Annotated in this window: 25 protein-coding genes and 2 pseudogenes; 11 read left to right on the forward strand and 16 right to left on the reverse strand. The window is 62.1% G+C overall.

Annotated elements, in window-relative coordinates; translation table 11 throughout:
- The first annotated feature begins 47 nt into the window (after positions 1-47).
- Positions 48-2,441, forward strand: coding sequence for an SdiA-regulated domain-containing protein (locus tag B0G74_RS30310; RefSeq protein WP_243658352.1), 2,394 nt, complete (start codon positions 48-50; stop codon positions 2,439-2,441).
- Between the two features lie 336 nt (positions 2,442-2,777).
- Here B0G74_RS30310 and B0G74_RS30315 read toward each other — a convergent pair whose 3' ends face one another.
- The 5 genes and pseudogenes from B0G74_RS30315 to thrS all read right to left on the reverse strand — a co-directional run bounded on the left by B0G74_RS30315 (position 2,778) and on the right by thrS (position 7,240).
- On the reverse strand, positions 2,778-3,326 hold the full coding sequence (locus tag B0G74_RS30315; protein ID WP_165923944.1) for an alpha-ketoglutarate-dependent dioxygenase AlkB: 549 nt from the start codon (positions 3,324-3,326) through the stop codon (positions 2,778-2,780).
- A gap of 70 nt (positions 3,327-3,396) precedes the next feature.
- Positions 3,397-3,582 (reverse strand): hypothetical protein, encoded by a 186-nt coding sequence (locus B0G74_RS30320; RefSeq protein WP_132379132.1) that lies wholly within the window; start codon positions 3,580-3,582, stop codon positions 3,397-3,399.
- Positions 3,583-4,984: 1,402 nt separating this feature from the next.
- Positions 4,985-5,413, reverse strand: a pseudogene (locus B0G74_RS30330) (aldehyde oxidase); the annotation flags it as partial.
- Positions 5,414-5,684: 271 nt separating this feature from the next.
- Positions 5,685-6,017, reverse strand: a complete 333-nt coding sequence (locus tag B0G74_RS30335) for a hypothetical protein (RefSeq protein ID WP_132379134.1) — start codon at positions 6,015-6,017, stop codon at positions 5,685-5,687.
- A gap of 8 nt (positions 6,018-6,025) precedes the next feature.
- Positions 6,026-7,240 carry a threonine--tRNA ligase gene (gene thrS, locus B0G74_RS30340; protein ID WP_132379136.1) on the reverse strand — a complete coding sequence of 405 codons (1,215 nt, stop codon included), beginning with the start codon at positions 7,238-7,240 and terminating at the stop codon, positions 6,026-6,028.
- Between the two features lie 366 nt (positions 7,241-7,606).
- Between thrS and B0G74_RS30345 the strand changes: the two genes are divergently transcribed.
- Both B0G74_RS30345 and B0G74_RS30350 read left to right on the forward strand, forming a co-directional pair.
- The gene (locus B0G74_RS30345) at positions 7,607-8,092 is read left to right on the forward strand and encodes a GNAT family N-acetyltransferase (RefSeq protein WP_132379138.1); all 486 of its coding nucleotides are present in this window, start codon (positions 7,607-7,609) and stop codon (positions 8,090-8,092) included.
- A gap of 7 nt (positions 8,093-8,099) precedes the next feature.
- Positions 8,100-8,186, forward strand: a pseudogene (locus tag B0G74_RS30350) (phosphotyrosine protein phosphatase); the annotation flags it as partial.
- Positions 8,187-8,202: 16 nt separating this feature from the next.
- Here the strand turns inward: B0G74_RS30350 and B0G74_RS30355 are convergent.
- Positions 8,203-8,790, reverse strand: a complete 588-nt coding sequence (locus B0G74_RS30355; RefSeq protein WP_132379140.1) for a flavin reductase family protein — start codon at positions 8,788-8,790, stop codon at positions 8,203-8,205.
- 186 nt (positions 8,791-8,976) lie between these two features.
- On the opposite strand from B0G74_RS30355, the gene B0G74_RS30360 reads away from it, so the two are divergent.
- A complete protein-coding gene (locus B0G74_RS30360) occupies positions 8,977-9,783 on the forward strand; it encodes an aminoglycoside phosphotransferase family protein (protein WP_132379142.1) in 807 nt (268 codons plus the stop codon).
- A gap of 49 nt (positions 9,784-9,832) precedes the next feature.
- Here the strand turns inward: B0G74_RS30360 and B0G74_RS30365 are convergent, their stop codons facing one another.
- Together B0G74_RS30365 and B0G74_RS30370 are read right to left on the reverse strand one after the other, a co-directional pair.
- Positions 9,833-10,165 carry a hypothetical protein gene (locus B0G74_RS30365; RefSeq protein WP_132379516.1) on the reverse strand — a complete coding sequence of 111 codons (333 nt, stop codon included), beginning with the start codon at positions 10,163-10,165 and terminating at the stop codon, positions 9,833-9,835.
- Between the two features lie 227 nt (positions 10,166-10,392).
- The gene (locus tag B0G74_RS30370) at positions 10,393-11,916 is read right to left on the reverse strand and encodes a PLP-dependent aminotransferase family protein (protein WP_132379144.1); all 1,524 of its coding nucleotides are present in this window, start codon (positions 11,914-11,916) and stop codon (positions 10,393-10,395) included.
- Between the two features lie 108 nt (positions 11,917-12,024).
- Here B0G74_RS30370 and B0G74_RS30375 point away from each other — a divergent pair, with 108 nt between their 5' ends.
- The gene (locus tag B0G74_RS30375; protein WP_132379146.1) at positions 12,025-12,765 is read left to right on the forward strand and encodes a GNAT family protein; all 741 of its coding nucleotides are present in this window, start codon (positions 12,025-12,027) and stop codon (positions 12,763-12,765) included.
- 75 nt (positions 12,766-12,840) lie between these two features.
- On the opposite strand, the gene B0G74_RS30380 is transcribed toward B0G74_RS30375, so the two are convergent.
- Positions 12,841-13,374 (reverse strand): GNAT family N-acetyltransferase, encoded by a 534-nt coding sequence (locus tag B0G74_RS30380; protein WP_132379518.1) that lies wholly within the window; start codon positions 13,372-13,374, stop codon positions 12,841-12,843.
- Positions 13,375-13,565: 191 nt separating this feature from the next.
- Between B0G74_RS30380 and B0G74_RS30385 the strand changes: the two genes are divergently transcribed.
- On the forward strand, positions 13,566-14,234 hold the full coding sequence (locus B0G74_RS30385; protein WP_132379147.1) for a VC0807 family protein: 669 nt from the start codon (positions 13,566-13,568) through the stop codon (positions 14,232-14,234).
- 9 nt (positions 14,235-14,243) lie between these two features.
- On the opposite strand, the gene B0G74_RS30390 is transcribed toward B0G74_RS30385, so the two are convergent.
- Positions 14,244-15,110, reverse strand: a complete 867-nt coding sequence (locus B0G74_RS30390) for a LysR family transcriptional regulator (RefSeq protein ID WP_132379148.1) — start codon at positions 15,108-15,110, stop codon at positions 14,244-14,246.
- 137 nt (positions 15,111-15,247) lie between these two features.
- Here B0G74_RS30390 and B0G74_RS30395 point away from each other — a divergent pair, with 137 nt between their 5' ends.
- The 5 genes from B0G74_RS30395 (at position 15,248) to B0G74_RS30415 (ending at position 19,272) form a co-directional block, all read left to right on the forward strand.
- Positions 15,248-16,192: an AEC family transporter gene (locus B0G74_RS30395; protein WP_132379150.1), complete on the forward strand. Its 945-nt coding sequence runs from the start codon at positions 15,248-15,250 to the stop codon at positions 16,190-16,192.
- A gap of 75 nt (positions 16,193-16,267) precedes the next feature.
- Positions 16,268-17,167: a helix-turn-helix transcriptional regulator gene (locus tag B0G74_RS30400; RefSeq protein ID WP_207915721.1), complete on the forward strand. Its 900-nt coding sequence runs from the start codon at positions 16,268-16,270 to the stop codon at positions 17,165-17,167.
- Between the two features lie 146 nt (positions 17,168-17,313).
- Complete coding sequence (locus B0G74_RS30405; RefSeq protein WP_132379152.1) at positions 17,314-18,279, forward strand: zinc-binding alcohol dehydrogenase family protein; 966 nt, start codon at positions 17,314-17,316, stop codon at positions 18,277-18,279.
- A 55-nt stretch (positions 18,280-18,334) separates the two neighbouring features.
- Positions 18,335-18,511, forward strand: a complete 177-nt coding sequence (locus tag B0G74_RS30410) for a DUF1427 family protein (RefSeq protein ID WP_132379154.1) — start codon at positions 18,335-18,337, stop codon at positions 18,509-18,511.
- 182 nt (positions 18,512-18,693) lie between these two features.
- Positions 18,694-19,272 (forward strand): DUF4337 domain-containing protein, encoded by a 579-nt coding sequence (locus B0G74_RS30415; RefSeq protein WP_132379156.1) that lies wholly within the window; start codon positions 18,694-18,696, stop codon positions 19,270-19,272.
- Between the two features lie 119 nt (positions 19,273-19,391).
- Here the strand turns inward: B0G74_RS30415 and B0G74_RS30420 are convergent, their stop codons facing one another.
- The 6 genes from B0G74_RS30420 to B0G74_RS30445 all read right to left on the reverse strand — a co-directional run bounded on the left by B0G74_RS30420 (position 19,392) and on the right by B0G74_RS30445 (position 23,791).
- Positions 19,392-20,666 carry an RNA polymerase sigma factor gene (locus B0G74_RS30420; RefSeq protein WP_132379158.1) on the reverse strand — a complete coding sequence of 425 codons (1,275 nt, stop codon included), beginning with the start codon at positions 20,664-20,666 and terminating at the stop codon, positions 19,392-19,394.
- A gap of 4 nt (positions 20,667-20,670) precedes the next feature.
- Complete coding sequence (locus tag B0G74_RS30425; RefSeq protein WP_132379160.1) at positions 20,671-21,078, reverse strand: VOC family protein; 408 nt, start codon at positions 21,076-21,078, stop codon at positions 20,671-20,673.
- Between the two features lie 93 nt (positions 21,079-21,171).
- Entirely contained in the window at positions 21,172-21,699 is a 528-nt protein-coding gene (locus B0G74_RS30430) for an SRPBCC family protein (RefSeq protein WP_132379162.1), read from the reverse strand.
- 44 nt (positions 21,700-21,743) lie between these two features.
- Positions 21,744-22,157: a YciI family protein gene (locus B0G74_RS30435; RefSeq protein ID WP_132379164.1), complete on the reverse strand. Its 414-nt coding sequence runs from the start codon at positions 22,155-22,157 to the stop codon at positions 21,744-21,746.
- A gap of 150 nt (positions 22,158-22,307) precedes the next feature.
- Positions 22,308-22,661 (reverse strand): YciI family protein, encoded by a 354-nt coding sequence (locus B0G74_RS30440; RefSeq protein WP_132379166.1) that lies wholly within the window; start codon positions 22,659-22,661, stop codon positions 22,308-22,310.
- A 656-nt stretch (positions 22,662-23,317) separates the two neighbouring features.
- The gene (locus B0G74_RS30445) at positions 23,318-23,791 is read right to left on the reverse strand and encodes a hypothetical protein (protein WP_132379168.1); all 474 of its coding nucleotides are present in this window, start codon (positions 23,789-23,791) and stop codon (positions 23,318-23,320) included.
- Between the last annotated feature and the right edge of the window lie 369 nt (positions 23,792-24,160).

The raw sequence follows: 24,160 nt of genomic DNA on the forward strand, positions 1-24,160 counted from the left end.
TCAGGCGGTGGGACAGCCTGAAAATCGGTCGCAAAACGCATCTCCGGTTGGACAGCGTCGACCGCCAAACCAAAGATATCGGCTATTCCTGCCCGAGCGCGCTCTCGTACAGTTTTATCGGTCATGAAAATGCAATACACGTCCGATATGGTCGCGAATTCTTCAACCTTTCAAATACTTACCGTACCGTGAAAATAAAACTTTTAATTTCTGCGATTCTCGCAGCCGGTCTTAGTGCATGTGGCGGGGGCGATAATAGCAGCAGCACTGCTGGTGACAATGGCGGCAATGCGGCGCCTGTAGTAGATAGCAAAATTCCTACGCTTGCATTTGCCAATCCGCAAAGCACCTATGATTTGAATAGCTACACGCAAACAGCAATGTTTCCTCTGCAGTTCGCTACGACCGGCACCAATCTGCTGAATGCAGAGGCGTCCGGCGTGACCTATGACAAGGATACCGATTCGCTGTTTGTCATTGGCGACGGTGCGACCTCAGTGGTGCAGGTTGCAAAGAGCGATGGTCACGTTATCGATTCCATGACGCTCAATGCCGGCGACTTCGAGGACACTGAAGGCATCACCTATGTCGGTGGCGGCAAGTTCGTATTGGTGGAAGAGCGTCTCCGACAAGTCGATCTGTTCACTTACGTTCCTGGTGGAATACTGCACAGAGCAGACGTACAGTCCGTCAAACTGGGGACGACGGTTGCCAACGTCGGTATTGAGGGTGTTACTTTCGATACCAAAACAGGCGGCTACATTGCCGTGCGCCAGTCGCAACCCACCAGCATCTTCCAGGCCGCAATCAATTTTGCGGGCGGGTCGGCGACAGCATCGAACGGTACGCCCATCTTGCCGACGACAGACAATCCGCCGGTGCTGTTCGATGCGACCACGACGGGCCTTTCTGCGTTCAATGACGTTTTCTCTGTGTCGAATATCGTACCGAGCAGCGCTCCGGATTACGGCAACATCATCATCATCGGCGCGCCGGATGGCAAGATCGTCGAGATGGATCGTACCGGCAAGTTGCTGAGCAGCTTGTATATGAGTGCCACTGCCCAGAATGAGGGTGTGACGATGGGCCCGGACGGGACCATTTATGCGGTTGGTGAACAGGCCGCGGGGCCGAGCCTGCCAGGCCTGACCATCTTCAAGCCAACCACCAGCACAAACAATGTCGGCATTGGCAGCAACCTCTACCTGACGTTCGATCAATCGGTGAAGGCGGGTGCGGGTAATATCGTTCTCAGTAACGGCGCTGACGATACGCGGTCGATTCCCGTAACCGACGCATCGCAAGTGACGTTCAGCGGTAATGTGATGAAGATTCATCCGAAGTTCTACATGGTTGCCGGCACCACCTACCACATCACGTATCCAACGGGGGCGGTCAAGACGGCAGCGGGGAACGATACCTCTGCCGTGTCCGACTTATCGACGTTCTCGTTCAAGGCGATTGGCACCGTTGACCACACAGCCCCGACATTGACCAGCACTGCGCCGGTCGATGGCGCGACAGGCATCATCGGCAACCACATGACACTGTCGTTCAGCGAAGTCGTACAGGCCGGCACAGGTAACATTGTTATCAGCAACGGCTCTGATACGCGTAATGTGTCCGTTGACGACACGACCCAGGTCAAATTCAACGGCGGTCGGGTGAGCATCACCTTGACGACACCGTTGCAGGATAGTTCTCGCTACACCGTGCAATTGGCCGGCGGCGTTATCACTGACCTGTATGGCAATGCGTATGCAGGCACGACGCAGAGCTTCACGACTGCAGCAGCAGGTGCGCCAGCGCCGACCGTGCTGATCTCGGAGGTGAACTCGAACGCAGACGGCGGTCAGGATTTCTTTGAAATCTATAACTATGGCAGCACGGCAATTGATCTGACCGGCTGGAAATGGGGCGACAATCATGCTGACGTCAACGATGCCAACAATAGCGCGGCATTTGTGGCCGGTACGATGCTTGCACCGGGTGAACATCTGGTCGTTGTGCCGGGTGTGCCCGGAACGGACGAAAATACGTTCCGCACAACCTGGGGCCTCGCTGGCACGGTTCCGGTCGTTGCGATGTTGAACGTCAACAACGATGCAGCGAATCCGATCGGTTTGGGTAAAGGCGATGCGGTGGTCGTCTATGATGCGAACGGTAATGTCGCGGCTGCAATGAACTACGGCACACCGATCAATGCAGCGCAGGGAGACGGCACGACGAAAGCGATTCCAACGGCCTCGGGTGCAGATGCCAGCCTCGTTGCCGCCGGGAATCATGCTGGTGCCGTCTTCGCCGGTGGCAATGCGAAGGTTTCCGCAGTATGGGATACGGTTTCGACAACGACGCCAAACTATGTTGAGGCGGTGATTGGCGTGCACGGCGGCATAGCCGAACCGCTTAAACCTGCGTCGATTGGTTCACCTGGACAGTAATTTCCTGCCGCTTTACGGCATGAGTATGGCGAAGAACCGTCCGACTATGTCGGGCGGTTTTTTTTATGGTCTACGAACCCGAACTCGCACCGAATGTCGGCTGCGGGGTGAATTGAATCACGCCCACGGAGGTCCGCTCGTGGGCGACCTGAGCCGAACGACGATGGGCGCAGTTCGACCCACAACGGACGACCGCCCTACGTTGCTCGGGCGATCGGTTCCAAGTTACAAGCGGTCATTCACAATCGCACTTGCGATGTCACCGCAGCCCACATTTGCCCTCGTCCGCGCCGCTATCAAACGCGGCCGGGGGCTGACACCGAAAGTGCAAATGACTCAAGCGGTGCCAGCCGGTCCCCACACGATGACGTCGCCGTGCCAAAGGTTAATCCTGCGAGCGTCCACCGACGACTCGTGCTCCTTGAAGAGAAATGCGCTAGCCATCCCCAATACAAATGCAACAATAGGCGCGCCACCTTCTGGCCAGCTCATCTCCTGATGCAAAGAGACGCGCGCGCCTGGCGAAGAGTGACTGTGCAGACTGACGTCAGGGACAAAGTAATTGAAGCCCACGGCAGCGGCGGCGTCCCGCCCTAAACTCCTCAATACCTCCGGTATTGCCGCACGCGGCACGTCGATCGGAAAGTGATCTTTACTTCGCTCGATTGTCGTGCAGCCCAGATGAAAACATGTTGTGGAGTCGCCGGACATGCTCAGTCCACTCGGCGTTACAGAGGGGCGATTAGGTGACGATTTTTGTAGCTCGGCTAGGCCGCGCTGCAGGTCTTCCCCGTAGCGCAGCGCAAACCCACGCAAGATAAAAGCGCCATGCTCGAGAGCGCGATAGTCAGGGTAGTCGATCATCAAGCGAGCCTTGTCGGTCATAAGGATTTGCATCGTCAGAAAAATGCAATAGCTCCAGGAAATTTTTCGGATGGTTGGCAGCAGCCCCGCACTACTTCACTGGCTCTTTGGGCACGACGTCCATCACCTGGTTAAGGTGCTCCGTTTCGTCTGGTTCGATGATGGCAGCGAGCCCGGTCTCTGATCCGGTATGGCGTTCAAATAGAGCTAGAAGTTCAGGGCGCAGTCCGTCACCGCGTTGAGCAGCGAGAGCGTGGAGCGAGAGAAATGGCAGCATGGTTAAACTCCATTCAATGAAAGACCGGCGAACGCGATGCCGATGAGAGAATTGACGTATTGGCCGCGTGCGCGACAAGGGAGGTTCGATCGCGCCCTGCGTCGTGCACCGACCTTGGCTACTGCGGGATTCAATGATTAATCTATGGCAGCCGCTCGATACAAACACTCCGTTTCTTGCTATTTGATTTCTGTGAACGGAAAGCGTCGCCAGCGCGAGGGCGCCCGTGACGGCTTGTATCGGAAAAGAGAAGAGCTTTAACTCCGTTTTCACAACCTCGTCTGTGCAGCATAGTCCTCAAGCGGCCGCCGTTGTTGCCGACGTCGAATCGACGCATACACCTGGATCCCATCGACACATCGTCTTCGACAGAAACGATTTCCTCTGAAGCAATAGGATCGGTGAAGCTGGACCGTCCGCTTACAGGGGGCGGAGCCGACGCCTGAATGTCTCAGCGACGCATCGGACGAAGGTCTCTTAGTGGCCGCGCGCAGCCCGAGAGTGGCCAGGCCGATCGTAACGCTGGAGACCTGAGCTACCGCTCAAGCTCAGGACTATCTGCGCGAGTAGCTACGCGAGAGATTCAGACCACACCAGGGGCACAGGATAGCTGCCATCCGCGATCGTCCGCGCCCCTAGCGGACCCGATATGACGTCGCACCGGCGTAGTGCTCCGCCGTTGACCGGTCTCCGGAGGGAGGGGCGGTATCCATTCCATCTCGACCCGTTGCAGTCAATTGACCCGCTCGAAACTCGTCACTCAGCGAAACAAGCCCAGCAGCGGATTCCTGAAAGCGAAAACGCGCAGATTTATCTGCGCGTCTCTACGTTATTCGCTCAACAGACCAAGGACGTCTAGGTACCACCCAATCAACGACACAAGGCTGCAATCAATGCGGTCAATTTATGCGCCGCCGAAAAACACGGGCTTCATTCCATCATTCGGGTCCGGGCGAATAGAGCCTTGGATTTTATGTCCCAAGTGGGCGACGGCGGTGCCGAACGAGCGCAGTTGATGATGGCTGCCCGACACTGAAGTACCGTCAGCGACGCCGCCAAAATCGGTCGCAGCGCCACTTCCTGGATTCACGCTAGTTTGCGCGGCCTGAACATTGGTCGGAGCGACCGCTTCGTTCGATTGAGCAAAAGATGAGGCAGTCGGAATTGCAAGAGCAGCTACGACGATGAGCGATTGAACGAGTTTCATGATGCTTACCTCCAGACTTCGTTTGTCCGCAAACGCCCGTTTGCGTTTCAGTACTTGCAGTCTAGGCTGTGGCCTGCTCGCAATTAAGTACTTGCAGAACAAAACAATGTTGTAGAAATAAGTACAAACCCTTAGAACCAAGCGCCACGCACGCAGTTCAAGCTTTCCCTTTCCCACCCACCTTCGCGAGATCGAAGCCTGATTAGTCGCCACGCCCAAAGCAGTCCCAGCAGGCAACGCCTTTCCCCAGCCAGCACGTTTCGCCGCCTCCATCAAAACAGCCTTATGCCTAGGGTCCTTCATATGCGCTAACCGAAACTCAACAGGATCCCGACGCCCCGCATGCGCGGCCTCATCCATAAAAGACTCAACCGCAAACACGTTCGGGATATAACTCACCGCCCGATACCATCCAGTCGGCACACCGGTCTCATGCCGCACCCAACCAATATCCACATGCGGCGCCCCATAAGCGAACTCATACTTACTGATCGCTCCAGTCGTGCTGTAGTCCATCCGGTCCGGCCGATCGAAGTACCCGGGCTTCCACTGTTCCGGCGAAGCAGGCATCACCGCCCGCAACTGCAACGTCGCCAGATTCCCGCGCTTATCGAGCACAGCCTTGGATGGCGGGGGTGGATACGGAGCCGCTGGCGCGGTGGGGGCGGCTATTTGCGGAGGTGCGGTAATCACTATGTTCGAATGGTGACGTATCGTGCCCAAGCGCTCTGTTGCGTTAAAGCGCCCGGAGGCGCAGCTCGATACACCGTCGGAAGCTATCCGAAAGAAACTTTATTCCATCTGCCCACGGGGATCCCGACCGAAAAGCCCTGCAGCACGACACTGACTCCTTTCTCGGAGTCGCTACTCATCGAGGCGCTTAGGGCGCCTTTTTTTACGACATCTGATTCGCATCACCATTGCTGATGAGGCTGCTGATTTCGCGCGTTCCCTGTCCGACATTTGAGCTACCTGAACGACCAGCGACACCCGCCACAAAAGCACCCAATCCGTCCAACTGGATCGTCACCGTCACCTCTTGTCCGATCAGATCGAGCAGGTTAAGGTTGGCCGACTCATCGGCCGTGAGGTTCGCGTCGGGCGACGTGCGCACATTCAGTACATAGCGGAAGATTCTCGACAGCTCTTCCTCGCCGCCGATGCTACTCAGAAGCAACAGGGGCTCGCCGTCCGGTCCCGCCGGCAGAGCTGGATACGCGAGCCGCACTCACCACATCAGAGCCTCGACACCATCGCAGGCGTCGGCGCCATCAACATCAACCGTTCCACACCTTCCACAAATGAAACCGTCGCGTGCCGCCCATCCCGCATGCGAATACTGATCGTCCGATCCCGCTCATCGCGCGAGCCCACCACGACCAGAAGCGGCACCTGCTTCTCGCGCGCATCGAAGATCTTCTTCTCCAGCCGCTCGGGCCGGCTATCGAGCACCGCCCTGACACCCGCGTCGTCAAGCACCTGCATAACCTCCTGCGCGTAGCCGATATTTGCGTCGCTGACCGTCGCCACGACGACCTGTTCAGGAGCCAGCCACACCGGCAACCATCCCTCATGATGCTCAAGCAGCATCGCGATGAACCGCTCCATACTGCCGAGCACCGCGTGATGAATCATCACGGGCCGCTCACGCTCATTACGCTCGTTGACGAACTCCGCGTCGAGCCGCTCAGGTAGCACGAAGTCGAGCTGAATCGTGCCGCATTGCCAACTCCGCGCGCGACTGTCCGTCAGATGAAACTCGAGTTTCGGCCCGTAAAAAGCGCCCTCTCCTTCGAGCACATCGAACTCAAGACCAGCGGCACGCGCAGCCTTCGCCAAGGCATCTTCCGCGCGATCCCACGTTTGATCGCTGCCCGCGCGCATGGCCGGCCGCGTCGCTAGCGCGACCTTGAACCCGGAAAAACCAAGGTCCGCATAGACCGTACGCAACAGCGCACAGAAGCGGCCGACTTCCGCTTCGATATGCGCAGGCATACAGAACACATGCGCGTCGTCCTGCACGAAAGCACGCGTGCGCTTCAGTCCTTCGAGCGAACCCGACGGCTCGTCGCGATGACAAGCGCCGAACTCGCTATAACGGACCGGCAACTCTCGATACGACCGCACGCGCTGGTTGAACGCCTGCACATGACATGGGCAACTCATCGGCTTCAGACAGAGCGCGCGGCCTTCTTCCGCATCGGCCAACGAGTACATGGCCGCGCCGAACTTCTCCCAATGCCCGCTCTTTTCCCACAGCGATCGCGCCAGCAATTGCGGCGTGCGAATCTCGCGAAATCCTGCGCGACGCATGCGCGCACGCACATAATCTTCGAGTACGCGATACAGTTCCCAGCCCCGCGGGTGCCAGAAAACCATGCCCGCGCCTTCTTCCTGTTGATGAAAGAGGTCGAGTTTATTGCCTAATACACGATGGTCGAGGTCGTTCACAGTCTTGCTCCATTTGATCGGTTGCCACGAATGGATGCCGCAAACGGAGGTCCAGAAACGCCAAAGGCCCCGTCCGTTTCCGGCGGGGCCTTCGGTGGTTTGCCACAGCTTCGTGCTTCTAGCGCGCGCAACCTCCAGACGACCCGCCTGTGAAGGTGGTCGTCGTGGTGGTGACGGCAGCGAAGGGAATCGAGTGGAAGTCCATGGATCGACAGTAAACGATTTTGTGACGAGGCGTCAATCGCATTCTCGTCGCGCTCTGGTCAGAACAGCACGTTAAACGCTACGATGTATGTCTGATCCGAAGCTGACGCGCCCGCGCGAAACTTCGCTCTGCAACTCAACCGATCAATCGAGCATCCAACCTTGACTATCCATATCCGTCCCGCTCACGCCGCCGACTCGGCGCTGATTCTTCGCTTCATCACCGAACTCGCAGTGTACGAAAAGGCGGCGCACGAAGTCGTCGCGACCGTCGGCGACATCGAAGCAAGCCTGTTTTCCGCCGGCTCCAGCGCGAAGGCGCTGATCTGCGAGATGAACGGCGAGCCCATCGGCTTTTGCGTCTACTTTTTTTCGTATTCCACCTGGCTCGGCAAACAGGGGCTTTATCTGGAAGACCTGTACGTGTCGCCGTCATCGCGCGGCAGCGGCGCAGGCAAACAGATGCTGCGCCACCTCGCGCGCATTGCCTGCGATACCGGTTGCGGCCGCTTCGAATGGAGTGTGCTCGACTGGAACGAGCCGGCCATCGGCTTCTATGAATCGATCGGCGCGAGCGCGCAAAGCGAATGGGTGCGGTATCGGTTGGCGGGAGATGCGCTGAAGAAGTTTGCCGAGGGTGACGTATGAGTGGTGCGACATTCCCGACGACTACGCATTCATGCAGCCGGAACTCGTCGCGCTACTGGAATTGAAGGCGGGCAAATGCCTTCGATGCAAATAGCCGCGCGCGCCGAGCCTCACTCACTCGCCGCGCCATTCGCCACGGCGTCCACCTCGAACGCATCGCCCGTGGCAAAGAACGTCCCGCCAGCCACGTAGTGGCAGGTGCGCAGATCGGGATCGTCGCCGAAGTGCCAGCGGTTGTTCGAGTACACGCGGCTATCCGCATACGCCGCGACCACTTCGCCGATGATCAGATCGTGACGCTGGCTATCGTCTGGAATGACTTTGCACTCCATCCACGTGATGCAACCCGCGAGCATGGGCACGTCGATCTGTTGCGCGGGGAACGTCTCCAGGTCGAAGGCGGCAAACTTGTCGAGTTCGGTGCCCGCGTTCGAGCCCACCGCCAGCGTTTGCGCAGCGAATCCCCGGCTCGGCAGTTGCAGTCCGAACACGCCGCTCGCCTCGATCAGTTGTCGCGTGAGCGTGCGGCTATCCACCACCACGACCACCTTCGGCGGATTGAAGTCGAGCGGCATCGCCCACGACGCCGCCATCACGTTCGAGCGGCCACCGTGCGCGCTGGTGATGATCGTAACCGGTCCATGATTCAGTAGCTGCGTGGCCCGCGGCAAGGCTACGGGTTCTCGGGTGACTTTCATACGTAGGTTCCGCGTCAGATGAATGAGAGTGATTGTAGCGGCGGGGCTCGATGCGCGCTGCGCGCGCCACTGCGTGTCGATTTAGGCGAGAATGAAAAACCGTCGAACTCATTGGAGAGACCGTGCGCATCGCCTGCCTGCATCCCCCTGACAGCAACATCGCCCTGCTCGCGAACTGAAGCTCAAATGTTCACCGAGTACATCGTCAAATGGGATCTGCAGCAGGATGGCGAGCCGATTCGCACGCACAGCAGCCGGCTCCTGCCCGTGCGCCGATACGGCATTCCCGCGATGCTAAAAGTCGCGCAGGAACCCGAAGATAAATTCGGCGCGTGGCTGATGGTCTGGTGGGACGGCGAAGGCGCGGCCCGCGTACTCGCCCACGATGCCGACGCTCTCCTGCTGGAGCGTGCGCAAAGCAGCCACACGCTAGCGGACCTGGCGCGCACCGGCAACAGCGACGCCGACGACCGCGCCATCGACATTCTCTGCGCCACCGCCGCGCGCCTCCACGCGCCGCGAAACAAACCGCTTCCCGAATTGATCGATTTGCCACGCTGGTTCGCGAGCCTCTGGCCCGCCGCGCAAAAATACGGTGGCTGGTTGCAGAACAGCGCCACGGTCGCGCAAGCCTTGCTCGCCGCGCCGCAAGAACTGGTGGTATTGCACGGTGACATCCACCACGGCAACGTGCTGGATTTCGGCCCGCGCGGCTGGCTGGCCATCGACCCGAAAGGCCTCTGCGGCGAACGCGGATTCGACTACGCAAACATTTTCTGCAATCCGGACGCCGAGTCGGCATTGCGACCGGGATGGTTCAAGCGTCGCGTCGAAAGAGTGGCGCAACATGCCGGGTTCGATCGGCGCCGTTTGCTGCAATGGATATTGGCGTGGTCCGGTTTGTCCGCGGCGTGGATTCTCGAGACGGGCGAGACGCCCGACATCGATACGGAGATCGGCAAGCTGGCTGCCGAAGCGCTCGAGCGCGGGTAAGGTCAGACAGATCGGGGCGGCAACTCGCGAGCCGCCGCCCGGGCGTACATCAGTGCGGCGCTTTGCCGTTGGGCACAGCGTCCAGTGGCTTGTGCTGTTCCTCGCCGAGTCCCGGGAAGAACGCGTTCCACGCGGCGCGCACGCCTTGGGCCGCGGTGGCCTCGGCGGCAATCGATTCGGTCTCGCCTTCGCCGGCTTTCGATGGATCGGCGGACAAGCCGCGCCAGTGTGTAAATACCAGCAACGGTTTCTCGGTCCATACGCCGTCGCCAAACTTCGCAAAAGCCGTGTCCCCGCTCGTCAACTGCACCTCGTACCAGCCTTCACGGACGGGCGTGTGGGCCTCAAGCTCAAACCACGGGGTCGGTTCGATTTCCTTCATGTCGTCTCCGGTCGATAGATCGTCATAGATAACCACAACAAAGGCATTCTTCATGCCCGAGCCAACAGCGACCCGGCGAGCGCTTGCGGCACCGCATATCACGCGATGTTGCAGTGCGGCGAGTGCGACATGAGCTGCGGGCGATCCGTCGATGACGCACACTCCGAAATCGCCGCGCATAAGCGACACGATAGCGCGACATGGGCCACGCGGACAAACGCAAAAAGTTACACGCGCATCTTCGTGGCCGATTGCCTGGCCGGCTGACGCTTCGGCTTGCCGTCCAACTCGGCCACCAGCCCGGCCAGCACACGGATTGCCGGCGCCAGCCGCTCAGCCGGCGTACTGCCGTAGCCGATCACGAGCCCATTCGTCTCCGCGCACGGCTGTAACGCGAAACCGGATAGCGCGCGCGGATTGAGCCCGTGAGCGAGCGCGCGTTCGGCGAGGGTCTGATCGTCGATGCGCGGCGGCAAGCGCAGCGTCAGATGCATGCCGCAATTGCCGCCGAGAATCTGCGACGGTGCGAAATGCGCGCTCAGCGCATCGCGCAATGCCTGCTGGCGCTCGCGATACAGACGCCGCATGCGCCCGAGATGCCGCCCGAACTCGCCGCTCTCGATGAACTGCGCCAGCGCCAGTTGCTCCAGCCGATGCCCGCCGCGCAGCATCTCCTGCACAGCGACAGCGGTGTGCGCGGCGATCGGACGCGGCAGCACCACAAAGCCGATGCGCAGCGCCGGAAACATCGTTTTGCTGAACGAGCCGACGTACAACACCGGCGCGTCCTCGACCAGCCCTTGCATGCTGGCGATCGGCTCGCCGGTGTGGCGGAACTCGCCGTCGTAATCGTCCTCGATCAGCCACGCGCCGCTGCGCCGCGCCTGAGCGATCAGCTCCAGACGGCGCGCCACCGACAGCACCGAGCCCGTCGGATACTGATGCGCGGGCGACGTGTAGACCAGCGTGGGTGGCTGCGTGCGCCACGCGTCGGATGGCACCGCCATGCCTTCGGTGTCGACGGGGATCGGCAGCGTGGTCAGGTCGCCCAGATTGAACGCGGCTTTCGCGCCGCGATAGCCGGGGTCCTCGACCCATGCGACGTCGCCGGGATTGGTGAAGAGGCGCACGCACAGGTTCAGCGCCTCCTGCGCGCCCTCGGTGATCACCACTTGCGAGCCTTCGCAGCGCACGCCGCGCGCCATTCGCAAGTGCGCGGCGATGGCGTCGCGCAACGCCGGCTCGCCGGCCGGCGTGCCGTAGCCGAGCGCGAGGGGCAGCGCACGCTCCATCGAGCGTTCAAGTGCGCGCCGCCACGCGGTCACCGGGAAACGGTCCAAGGCGGGGGTGCCGGGCGTCAGAGGCAAAGTGTTGTCGGCGTGGGTGCGCGTGGCCGCGAACTGCCCGACGCGCGCCGCGTAGGCCACCTCCGGCGCGGCAGGGTGCGAGCGCGGCTCGCCGCGGGCGGATGGGCTGGAGAGTGGGCTCACGCGCGTGCCCTTCTTGTCGGCGACCACATAACCGACCGCGGCCAGATGCTCGTACGCGATCACCACCGTGTTGCGCGACACGCCCATTTCCGCAGCCAGCAGGCGCGACGACGGCAGCAGCGATCCCGCCGGCAAACGCCCAGCGAGAATCGCCTGCTGCAAGCGCTCGATTAGTTGTTTTTGCAGCGGCTCGGGCTTTGCGCCGCTGCCGGCGGCCGTCGATGCAGCCGGGCTGGCAAGCGGGCCAATGATCTCGATCATCGCGGCTGGACCTATCAAATGACGTTGTCGTGGATCTTTTGAACATACCACGTTTGCCGTATCGTTCTCCATCATCGACGATCATTCGTAACCGCCAGGAGAACAGACATGGAACCCAGACGTAACGCGTTCGACCAACCGATCGGCACCCCCGTGCCGGGCTGGAACGGCGCGCAAGCGCCTGGCCGCGAGCCGCTGGTGGGCCGCTATTGCCGGATCGAACCCGTGCACGTGGAGCGTCATGCCGAGGATCTATACGACGCGTACAGCTCGGCCGCCGATGGCCGCGACTGGACCTACCTGGCAGTCGGTCCGTTCGGAAGTCTCGCCGCCTATCGCGAGCATCTGACGCGCGCCGCCGCGTCTGCCGATCCGCTGCACTACGCGGTGATCGATCTGACGACCGGCAAGGCGGTCGGCACGCTGGCGCTGATGCGGATCGACCGCGCAAACGGTGTGATCGAAGTCGGCCACGTCACGTATTCGCCGCGTCTGAAGCGCACGCGCATCGCCACTGAAGCGATGTTTCTGCTGATGACGCAGGTGTTCGACAAGCTCGGCTATCGGCGCTTCGAATGGAAGTGCGATTCGTTGAACGGACCGTCGCGCACGGCGGCGTTGCGCTACGGCTTCACGTTCGAGGGAATCTTCCGTCAGGCGATCGTGTATCGCGAACGCAATCGCGACACCGCGTGGTTTTCGATCATCGATAGCGAATGGCCTGCGCTGCGTCCGAGCTATGCGCGTTGGCTCGATGCCGGCAACTTCGATGCGCAAGGGCAACAGGTCGAACGGCTGGTGGATCTGATCGCACAGCAGCGGAAAGTAGCGAGCGGCGACGCGCGGTGAGGTGATTGTCGAGCCGCACGGCGCGCACGGCGCGCTCGATGTAACGGGCAACAACGGCGCTCGCCGCGCGTTGGCTCAAACCGCGTGCGCCTGCCGACGCAGCACGATGGTCGGCTTGCCTTTATACGTGGTGCGAAGTTGCTCACGATAACCGCACTTATGAGCGACGCGCAGCGACGGCAGATTCTCCGGCGCGACGATGCAGGCCGTTTCCCCATCCGGCCACTGCTGGTCGGCCCACTCCAGCGCGGCACGCACGGCCTCGGTTGCGTAGCCACGGCCATGCATGGCCGGATCCAGCGCCCAGCCGACTTCGGGCGCCAACAAGGACGGCTCGATCTCGCGATGGTAGTCGGCAAAGCCGACTTCACCGAGAAACCGGCCGCTCTCCTTTTCCCGCACGACCCAATAGCCATAGCCCAGCATCGCCCAATGACCGGCGTAACGCAGCAGACGCGCCCAGACTTCTTCGCGCGTGAAGGGCTTGCCGCCGATATAGCGGATCACCTCGGGATCGGACCACATCGCGTAACTCTCGAGGAAATCGTCGCGGGTGTGGGGACGCAGGGTGAGGCGGGAGGTGGTGAGGAGCGGGGGAGCAATCGACATTGCGTAAGAGCAGATAGTGGATGAGATGGCTCGGCAATCAGTGCGCTCGATCATCGCAGATTTTCTGCGCGCCATGTGCGTTGCCAAAATCCTGGCCGCCCGCGCCGCAAGCTATGGCATGCGAAGAGACTTCGCCCTACACTCGCCGGATACGTCCGCGCATCGTTGCCACGCTCACCACCGCTCCGTCGATGAAACTTCGCCTGCGCTACCTCACCGCGCTGATTGTGAACGTCGCCTTGCCCTGGCTCGCCTACCAGCTCGCGTTCCCGCACTGGGGCCAGCTCGGCGCGCTGGCCGCGTCGGCGCTGCCGCTGATTGCGTGGATGAGCTGGGACCTGCTGCGCTATCGCCATTTCGACGCGCTCAGCGCGCTCGTGCTGGTCGGCATCGTGCTCTCGCTGCTGGCACTCAGCGTCGGCTTCGGCGGCAACACGCGACTGCGCGAGATCGAAGATCCGATGGTCTCCGGCATGATCGGCGTATCGTTCCTGGTGTCGCTCGCGCTGCCAAAACCGCTAGTGTTTTATCTCGCGCGCTCGACCATGTCGCGCGAGGATCATCGCAGCGTCGAGAGCTTCGAAAAGCATTGGCGCGAGCGTCCCTCGCTCGTCGCGTATATCCGCCTGATGACGCTCGTGTGGGGCATCGGCATGACGGGCGAGAACATCTTGCGCAGTCTGATCGTCTGGCAATGGCCCGACGATCCGCGCTCGGCCATCGCGTCCACCGTGCTGAGGTACGGCGTCTATGCCGGCCTGACGGCCTGGACCTTCTGGTGCCGCCGGCTCATCAAGCGAGATGCGCTGCGCTATCCGGACGACTCCGTGGAGCAGACAAACCACCTCGCCAGTTCATAGGCGCTGCCCTCACGCCAACTCGAGAAAGCGCGCCAGACACGGATTGCGATTCGCCGGCGACCACGCCAGCACCTGTTCGATCAGCGGTGCATCGACCAGCGGCCGGAACACCACGCCCGCGAGTTGCGCTTTGCGCATGGAAGCCGGCACCAGCGCCACGCCCACCCCTTCGTCGACGAGACTCAACACCGTCTGCTGCAACTGCACTTCGAACCGTATGTCGGGTTCGAAGCCGCCGGAGCGGCAATGCTCGAGGATCGTCGCGCGCAAAGTGGGCGCCACGTCCTCGGATGCAAGCACAAACGGTTCGCCGGCCAGTTGCGCGATCTTCAGACGCCGCGCGCGGGCCCGCGGATGGCTGCGCGACAGCGCAACGCACAAGGGCTCGCTGAGAATCGTGCGCGTGGCGAGCCCCTTGTCCGGCACGGTCGGGAACATGATGGCCGCGTCGATCTGGCCGACCAGCACCTGCGCGGCGAGATCGTTGGAGACGACTTCACGCAGGTTCAACGCGACTTCGGGATAGGCCGCGCCGAACGCCCGCGCATAGCCGGGCACGACGTTGTACGCCGCGCACATCGTGAAGCCGATGGCGAGCTTGCCGGCGTCGCCATGCGCGGCGGCTTGCGCGTTGCTGACCGCTTGCTCCACGGAGGCGAGAATCGCTTTCGCATCGGCATAGAAGCGCTCGCCCGCGGCGGTCAAGGTCACGCTGCGCGGGCTACGCTCGACCAGCGTCACGCCGACGCTCGCCTCCAGCGCCGCCAGTTGCCGGCTCAACGGCGGCTGCGACAGATTCAGACGCGCCGCCGCCCGGCCGAAATGGCGCGTCTCGGCAAGCGTCACGAAGTAGCGCAGCGGCTTGATATCGATCACGACGGCCTCATGGGAAATGACTCATGGGAAATAACAATGCAAAAAAGGTATTGTCGAGCACAAAAAACAGTATTGGATTGTATCGCCGCTAGCCACTACGCTGGCGGATCGCCATTTCTCCCCACATTTTTGCGCCAATGTTAGCCACCCTCGAAATCCTGCTCCCCGTCTTCGGTCTGATTTTCGCGGGTTTCGCCTGCCGCCGGCGCAATGTGCTCGGGCCGAACTCGGCATCGGAACTGAACCGTTTCGTGGTCTGGCTGGCGCTGCCGGCGTTGCTGTTCGACATCATGGCCCACGCCACCTGGCAGCAGCTCTATCAGCCGGCGTTCGTCGCCACATTTTCGATTGCGTGTGTCAGCGTGTTCGTCCTGATTCTGGCCATGCGGTTGATGAGCGGCCGGCATCTCGCCGATGCGAGCGTCGATGCGATTGCGGCCTCGTATCCGAACACCGGCTATATCGGTTTCCCGCTGGGCATGATCGCGTTCGGCTCGGCCAGTCTGACGCCGACCACGATCGCCACGATCCTCGTTGCCTGCGTGCTGTTCGCGGTTGCGATCGTACTGATCGAAGTGGGTCTGCAGACCGAGCGCACGCCGCATAAGCTGGGTTTGAAAGTGCTGCGCTCGCTGGCGCGCAATCCGCTGATCGTGTCGCCGATCGTGGGCGTGCTGTTCGCCAGCCTCCATGTCGCGTTGCCGCCCAGCGCGGAAACCTTTCTGAAACTACTGGGCGGCGCGGCGAGTCCGTGCGCGCTGGTGAGCCTCGGATTGTTCCTCGCGGAGAAGCGCCCATCCGAGGCCGGGGCGCGAGGCATTTCCTGGCTGCTGACCGGCGTCAAGCTGCTCGTACAGCCCGCGCTGACATGGTGGCTTGCGGCGCGCGTGTTTGGGCTCTCGTCCACGCTGGTCGAAATGGCGGTCATCCTCGCCGCGTTGCCCACCGGCACCGGCCCCTTCATGCTCGCCGAGTTTTACGAACGTGAAGCCCACATCACCTCGCGGACGATCCTGCTGTCGACCGTGGGCTCGATCGTGACCCTCTCGTTGCTGCTGCTGTTGATGGGCCATCGCACGTAAGCGCATCTAAGCGCCTCCAAGCGCATCTGAGCGCGCCGACCGGCGCGCAACATGCACGGGCCCGCGCCTCGCGCTATGCTTCGCAAACGGATCGACACGGTCCGCGATCTTCATCCGCCATGCGCGAAGCCTGAACCGAGCCGCCGTGCCCAAAGCCCGCCCCCCGAACTCCACGACGACGCCGACGCCCGTTCGCTCGCCCGGCACTATCCGCGCGGGCTGCGTATCGACCCGCACTCGCACACGTGGGCGCAGGTGCTGTATGCGGTATCGGGCGTGATGTGGGTCGAGGTCGGCCGCGAAGCGCTGGTGGTGCCGCCGCAACGCGCGGTCTGGCTGCCGGCCGGCACGCTGCACTCCATCCACATGATGAGCGAGGTGGAGATGCGCAATCTCTATCTCCACGCGCGCAATGTCGGTCATCTGAGCCGGCGCAGCGACGTGTTCGAGGTGAACGGCCTGCTGCGCGAACTGATCACCTCGATCGCGGAGCATGAAAGCAGCGACTCGCGCGATCAGCCCTATCTCGACGCCGCATACCGTCTCGCCATGCTGGAACTGGGACATGCGCCGCGCTCGTCGCTGCGCATCGCGCTGCCCGATGCCTCGGACCGGCGGCTCGAGGCGTTATGCCGCGCGGTGATCGACAATCCGTCGATCGCGATCAGCTTCGAGCAGCATGCGGCGTCGGTCGGGGCGAGCGTGCGGACGCTGGCGCGCCTCTTCACACGCGAACTGGGCGTCGGCTTTGCCGAATGGCGCCGCCAGGTGCAACTGGCGGTCGCCGTCTCCTGGCTCGCCGAAGGACGCCCGGTGAGCAGCGTCGCGCGCGCGCTCGGTTTTCAGCCGAGCAGCTTCAGCGACATGTTCCGGCGGGAACTGGGCGCGCCGCCGACCGGCTTCGATCCGAGCGGCACGTTGAGCGAGCCGGCGTCCACGGTCGCGCCCGAACCCGCAAAGAGCCAGCAAAGTTGATCCGCTTCGCAGCGCCACCGGCGTGGGTCGCCAACTGCTTGTCCGAATTTCGAAAGTCTTTGTCTCAACACCTGAGTGCCGGTCACCTAGACTAACGTTCAATCTACTGCGCAACGCAGCCCGGAATCCAATTGGAGCGACATACGATGAAAGCCATCCAGTTCAAATCCTTCGGCAGCCCCGAGGTGCTCGACCACATCGAACTGCCGACGCCGCGAGCCGACGCCGACAATGTCGTCGTGCAAGTCAAGGCGGCCTCGGTGAATCCGAGCGACGTCAAGAACGTCTCCGGGCATTTCGGACACACGGTGCTGCCGCGCACGCCGGGGCGTGACTTTAGCGGCGTGGTGGTGGACGGCCCGCAAGCCTGGCTCGGCGCCGAAGTGTGGGGTACCGGCGGCGACATCGGCTTCACGCGCGACGGCACGCATGCCGAGTTCATCAAGGTGCCGCTCGCGGCACTGTCGCGCAAACCCAAAACGCTGAGCCATGCCGAAGCCTCCGCGATCGGCGTGAACTTCGTGGTCGCCTGGCTCGGCACGGTCGAGTACGCGCAGTTGCAAGCGGGTGAGACCATCGCCGTGATCGGCGCCGGTGGCGGCGTGGGCGGTGCGGTGGTGCAGATCGCCAAGGCGCGCGGCGCCCGTGTGATCGCCGTGGACCGTCATCCGCTCGACGCGGATACGCCGGCGGGCCGCCTGATCGACGAGTACGTGCCGTTCGATGAAAACACCACGGACCGTTTGAGGGCGCTGACCGACGGCGCGGGTGCGGACGTGGTGTACGACACGGTCGGCGGCGTGGCGTTCGAGATGGCATTGAGCCTCGTCAAACGCCGTGGCCGCGTGCTCGAAATCAGCGGCACGGGCAAGCGCCGCGTCGAATTCGATCTGATCGACTTCTATCACAACGAGACGCAGTTGCTCGGTGTGGATAGCGCGAAGCTAGGCGTCGCGGAATCGGCGCCGTTGATGACGGCGCTAGTCGAGGGCTTCGAAACCGGCAAGCTGACCGGACCGGCCATCGCGCAGACATTCCCGCTCGAACGCGCTCGCGAAGCCTACGAGGCCGTGGCCGCCGGCACACGCGGCCGGGTCGTCATCACGATGTAATCGCCATTGCGACCGGCGGGCGTGGCAGCCCGCCTCTCATCTGGATACAACAGTCATGAAAGCGTATTTGATCTCGCTGGCCGCCGGTGTCGTGGTCGGCCTCCTCTACAGCGTGATGGAAGTGAAGTCGCCCGCGCCGCCGACCATCGCGCTGGTCGGGCTGCTCGGCATGCTTGGCGGCGAACATATGATTCCGTTGGTGCGGACCTGGCTGGCGTCAGGCATTCATTGACTCGCATCTTGCCGCTGCACTTCGCTCGCGTTGGGTTCCGCGTAGCCGTCGAATAAACGCCGACGCGGCCGCATCTCCACGAGGCACCTTTTCCGTCACCCTGCGTCACACGCTAAGATTGAGCCCGACGGGCTCGTGCGCCGCCCGCATACGACAAGAAAAGCTTTGCCTCGGAGAATCAGATGCCTGAAGAATATGAAGTGCATGGTCCGCACGACCATGCCGTGGAACACGCCGGTCATCACGACGCGGATCCGTTTGCGAGCCGCATGGCCGTGATCACGGCGATCCTCGCGACGATCGGCGCGCTGTGCGCGTACCAGAGCGGCAACAGCGAAAACCTCGCGCTGTACTACAAGAACGAAGCCGCCATCAAAAAGACCGAAGCGTCGAACCAGTGGAACTACTACCAGGCGAAGGGCGAGAAGCAAAATCTCGCCGAGCTCGGCGCGGCGCTGTCCACCGGCAACACGGACGCGCATGCGAAATTCCTCGCCGACGTCGACAAATACAAGCAGCAGAAAGAGCCGATCCGCGCGAAAGCCGAAGCGATCGAAAAGGAAGTCGTCGATAACGACGCCCGCAGCGAAGCGTTGCTGCACGGCCATCATCGTTGGGCGCAGGCCACCACGCTGATTCAGGTGGCGATCGCCCTGTGCGCGATCACATTGCTGACTCGCAAGAAGTGGTTGCGCAATCTCTCGTTCGTGGTGGCGGGAGCGGGCGTGATCACCGGCGCGTTGGCGTTTTTCTCGGCTTGATGAGTGAAGCGCCGCGCGGCGCGAAAGAAGGAGTGCAGTGTGATTGATGGGTCCGCGGTTCGTCGCGTTGGGCGTGCGTCAGTTGATCCGGTAGCGGTTACGACGCTAAGACTCAAGGCTCAATGCGCGATGCCGTGCGCGCGTTCGAGCAACAACTCGCGCTCGCGTGCATTGCGCGTCATCCCGGCGGCACGTTCGAACTCCGCGCGCGCTTCTTCCACGCGCCCGAGCTTCGCCAGCAGATCGCCGCGCACGCTCGGCAGCCAGTGGTAGTTCGCCAGCGCGGCATCGCTTGCCAGCGCATCGACGATCTCCAGGCCGGCCGCCGGACCGAACGCCATGCCGACCGCCACCGCGCGATTCAACTCGACCACCGGCGACGGCGCCACTTGCGCCAGCGCGTCATACAACGCGACGATCTGCGTCCAGTCCGTATCGCTCGCGCGACGCGCACGAGCGTGACAGGCGGCGAGCGCTGCCTGCAACGCGTACGGGCCGCTGGCGCCGCCCAGCGCATGCGCGCTGTTGAGCGCGGTCAGCCCGCGACGGATCAGAAGCGGATCCCAGCGGCTTCGATCCTGATCGAGCAGCAGCACCGGACGGCCCTGCGCATCCGTGCGCGCATGCGTGCGCGAGGCCTGGATCTCCATCAGCGCGACGAGGCCGTGCACTTCGCTCTCGTCGGGCACGAGACCGCTCAGCACGCGGCCGAGCCGCAGCGCTTCCTCGCAGAGCGCGGGACGCATCCAGTCGTCGCCGGCCGTGGCCGAATAGCCTTCGTTGAAAATCAGATAGATGACCTGCAGCACCGAGGCGAGCCGCGGCGCGCGTGCGTCCGCCTGCGGCACCTCGAACGGCACCTTGGCCGCCGACAGCGTGCGCTTGGCCCGCACGATCCGCTGGGCGACAGTCGGCTCCGGCACGAGAAACGCGCGCGCGATTTCGTCCGTGGTGAGGCCGCCGAGCAGGCGCAGCGTGAGCGCGACGCGCGCATCGGTCGACAACACCGGGTGGCACGCGGTGAACACGAGCCGCAGCAGGTCGTCGCCGATATCGTCGGCGCGGGCGGCATCGAGGGAATCGACGAAATCGGGCACGAGGTGAGCCTCCATCGCGTCGAGATCGTGACCCAGCTCCTGGCGCTTGCGGGCGTGCAGCGCTTCCTGCCGCAAGCGGTCGAGGGCACGGTTCTTTGCGGTCGCCATCAGCCATGCTCCCGGGTTGTCGGGCACGCCGGCGTCGGGCCAATGTTCGAGCGCGGCCACCAGCGCGTCTTGCGCCAGTTCTTCGGCGAGCCCGACGTCGCGCACGATCCGCGCGACGTGGGCGATGACCTTGGCGGATTCGATCCGCCAGACTGCCTCGATGGCACGGTGGGTGGCTGCCGTGGTCACAGCCTCAGCCCGCCGTCTTGGCGTTCGGGTCCATGTGGATGAGCTCCCAGATGTGGCCGTCGATATCCTCGAAGCCGTGCCCATACATGAAACCATAATCCTGCGGCGCGCGCGGCACGGTGCCGCCGGCGGCGAGCGCTTTGGCGACCAGCGCATCCACCTCCTCCCGGCTTTCGCACGACAGCCCGACCAGCGCTTCCGTGCTCTCCTTCGGATCGCACAGCGACTTGCGAGTGAACGACTTGAACAGGTCCTTGACCAGCAGCATCGCGTAGATGTTCTCGCCGAGGATCAGACAGGCCGCCTGTCCGTTCGTGAATTGCGGTTCGAAGCTCAAACCGATCGCGCTGAAGAAGGCTTTCGATCGTTCGAGGTTGTCAACCGCGAGATTGACGTAGATCTGCTTATGCATGATGGAGTCCAGTGATCGGGTTGTGGTTCGGACGGCTTGGGCGCTTCGCGCTCAGTGCGAGCGTTGCGCCGCTCCGGCCGCCACGCACCGTGTTCAACTCGCTTCGGCGAGCGTTTTCAGATTGTTCAGGCCGTCTTCGAAATCCTTGCCGACCATTCTGTCCATGTTGAAGAACACCTGAACCAGCTTCGACATGAACGGCGTGGGTCCGTGCATCGCCCAGGTCACTTCCGTCGCGCCCGCTTTAGGCTTCAACGTGAATTCGGCCATGTTGTGCGCTTCGAACGGCTTCAGAAAATCGAGGTTGAACGTCACGCTCGAGGGCACCGCCGTATCGACGATCTCCATTTGCCCCACGCCGACCTTTTCGCTTTGCCACGCATAACGCGCGCCCTTGCCGTTCGGCGTGCCGCTATAGGTGCCTTGGGCCGCGGGGTCCTTGCGCAGAAACGGATTCCACAAGTTGAACTGGTGGAGATTGTCGATCAGCGCATAAATCCGCTCGGGCGGCGCCTGAATGCGCACGCTGCGTTCAATGCGAAAGGTGTCGGGCCGAGTCGCCGCGTAGACCAACAGCAGGCCCACGGCCGCAACCACGGCAATCAGCATGGTCTTGAGCATGATGAATCCTTCGATAAAGCCGGAGCGGGCTTCGCGTTCCCGCCTTAGCGCTTGCCCGCGTCCAGTTCACGGAACCGGTCCAACTCGGGGCTCGGTTCGAAGTCGTCGAGTTCGAACAATTGACGCACTTCGATTTCGCCATCCGCTTGCTCGCCGAACGGCGCCGGAAAGCGCCGCGCCCATTCCATGGCTTCTTCACGCGAGCGCACCTGGATCAGCGTGTAGCCGGCAATCAGTTCCTTGGTTTCCGGAAACGGACCGTCGATCACGGAGCGCTTGCCGCCGCTGTAGCGAACCCGCCAGCCTTTCGAACTCGGTTGCAGGCCGGTCGCGTCGAGCAGCACGCCGGCCTTGGCGAGCTCTTCGTGGTACGCGCCCATCGCGGCCATCAGGGACGCTTCCGGCATCTCGCCGGCTTCGCTGGCAGCGGTCGCTTTTACGAGGATCATGAATCGCATCGCCGTTACTCCTTTGTCGTTCTGAGAGGGAGCGCCGCGCCCGTGGGCCGGCTTCTTACTCACACGACGAGCAACGCACAGCCGGATCGACACACTCGCCGATCCGCCAGGGAAAACCCCGAGAACACATGCTGCCGATGCGCGAATCGGCTAGAGGAAACAAGGTCCGAGCTTGCGGACCTCGACCGTGCACCACGTTGCCGCCGGGCAGGTCTGCGCTATCGCCACGGCTTCTTCACGGGTTTCGCAATTGAGGAGAAAGAACCCGCCGACCATTTCCTTGGCTTCGGCGAACGGGCCATCGAGCAGTTTCGGCTGGCCGTCGCGCACCTGAACGCGCACGGCGTCGTTCAGCGAAGTGAGCGATTCGACCGCGACCAGTTTGCCGCGCTCTTTCAGGTCGGCGGCGAAACGGACCATCTGGTCATAGACTTCGCGGCCCGCAGCTTCACCGCGTTCAATGCGTTGATCCGGGGGTTCGACGATGAGCAGCATATAAGACATGGCGTCTCCGATTTGATCGCGCCGCAGACGTGAACGCCCTGGAGGCGTATGAAGGCAAAAACGCGCTTGCGGTGAGTTTGCGAGAGGCAGTCTAACAAGCATGAAAGCCTCCGGCAAACCTGACCCGGCGCTGGCGCGGCGGTCAATCGGACGTCTTACGGAGACTCGTAATATCCAAACGACAGGGGAATCGTTTTTTACCGTGCGACACGATATCGCCGCATTGAAATATTCCCGCAATGCGCTGAGGACCGCGGCGAAATTGCCGCTCGCTTTACCGCGTTGACACCCGCAAATAATCGGCCTTCAATCTAACGACGATGCACGGTCCAGATTGTTCGTAATCGGCAGCAAAATCTGCCCGCAAAAAGATGGCCGATTCACAAGCAATCGAATGATCAGAGCAGCGGGGAAAATCATGCATCGATCGTTAGTGCGCACCGGCATTGCCGCCATCGTGGCCTTGGCCATTTTCCAGTGCAGCGGGTGCGGCGGTGGTGGCTCCAGTTCCAGCAGGACGGGTTCGCCTTCTACGATTTAAAGGCGTACAACGATTAGCACTGTTCCTTGGCACGCGCATGCGGCCGAATAAAAAAAACGCCCCACTGGGGCGTTTCATCTGCGCGTATGAGAAAGAAGAAACCCGTGCGTGCGGTTCAGACCGCCGCTTCCGCAATCGCCTGGACCTGCGCGGACCGCATCAATCCTTCGATCATTCTCGCTTCCGCACTAGCAATCTCGCTCAACGATGCCACGGAGAGTTGGCCGTCGAGAATCGCCAACGCCGTGCACAGGCGGGCGTATTCGCCGTCTTGCAGGGCCCACGCGCCTTCGTCGTGTTCGCGAGCGTCGAGCTGAACCATCGCCGCATGCGCGCTTTCGATGTCGGACAACACGTCCTCGCCAAGTCCGAGGCGCGCAAGTTCTTGCGACACCAGCAAATGCCGGCTCAAGGTCATATGCAGGTTCCGCGAGCCGTGGCCGTGCCGGAATGCATCGAGGGCGGCGTAGCACTGCAGAAGCATCGCCGACGTAACCGGCTCATGGGCGGTGCGGCTATAGGTCAACGCGCGCAACAACGGGGACATGGCCGACTGGTTGTGCTTGCGGACTCGCGATTTACTGGACATATCGGTTCAACCTCCTTCTCTAACTCTCGGCTTCGCCACCGAATTCTTCTGCTCTCCGGTGGCAAACGCCGCCGATACGCCGGCGGCTTGACAGGCCCTGATGTGAGTCTGTGCAGCCATCATCGCAAGCAACTATTAAGACAGACTTAAACGACTTCAAGTCCGGTTTGTATGAAGCATCTCATACTACGCGGCCGGCCGGCTGTTCGATGCCGCCCAAAAGCGCACAGCGTAGCGCAACGCTGGCATATCGGTTCGAACTTGCCAATTGCAAGTCGCGTCACGTGTCACGACGAAAAAAAACCCTGTTCCCGCGAGGGAACAGGGTCTGACAGGATGGAACAGTCGTACTCGCGCGTGGATGCTTGC

It is taken from the genome of Paraburkholderia sp. BL9I2N2 (assembly GCF_004339745.1).
Classification (GTDB): domain Bacteria; phylum Pseudomonadota; class Gammaproteobacteria; order Burkholderiales; family Burkholderiaceae; genus Paraburkholderia.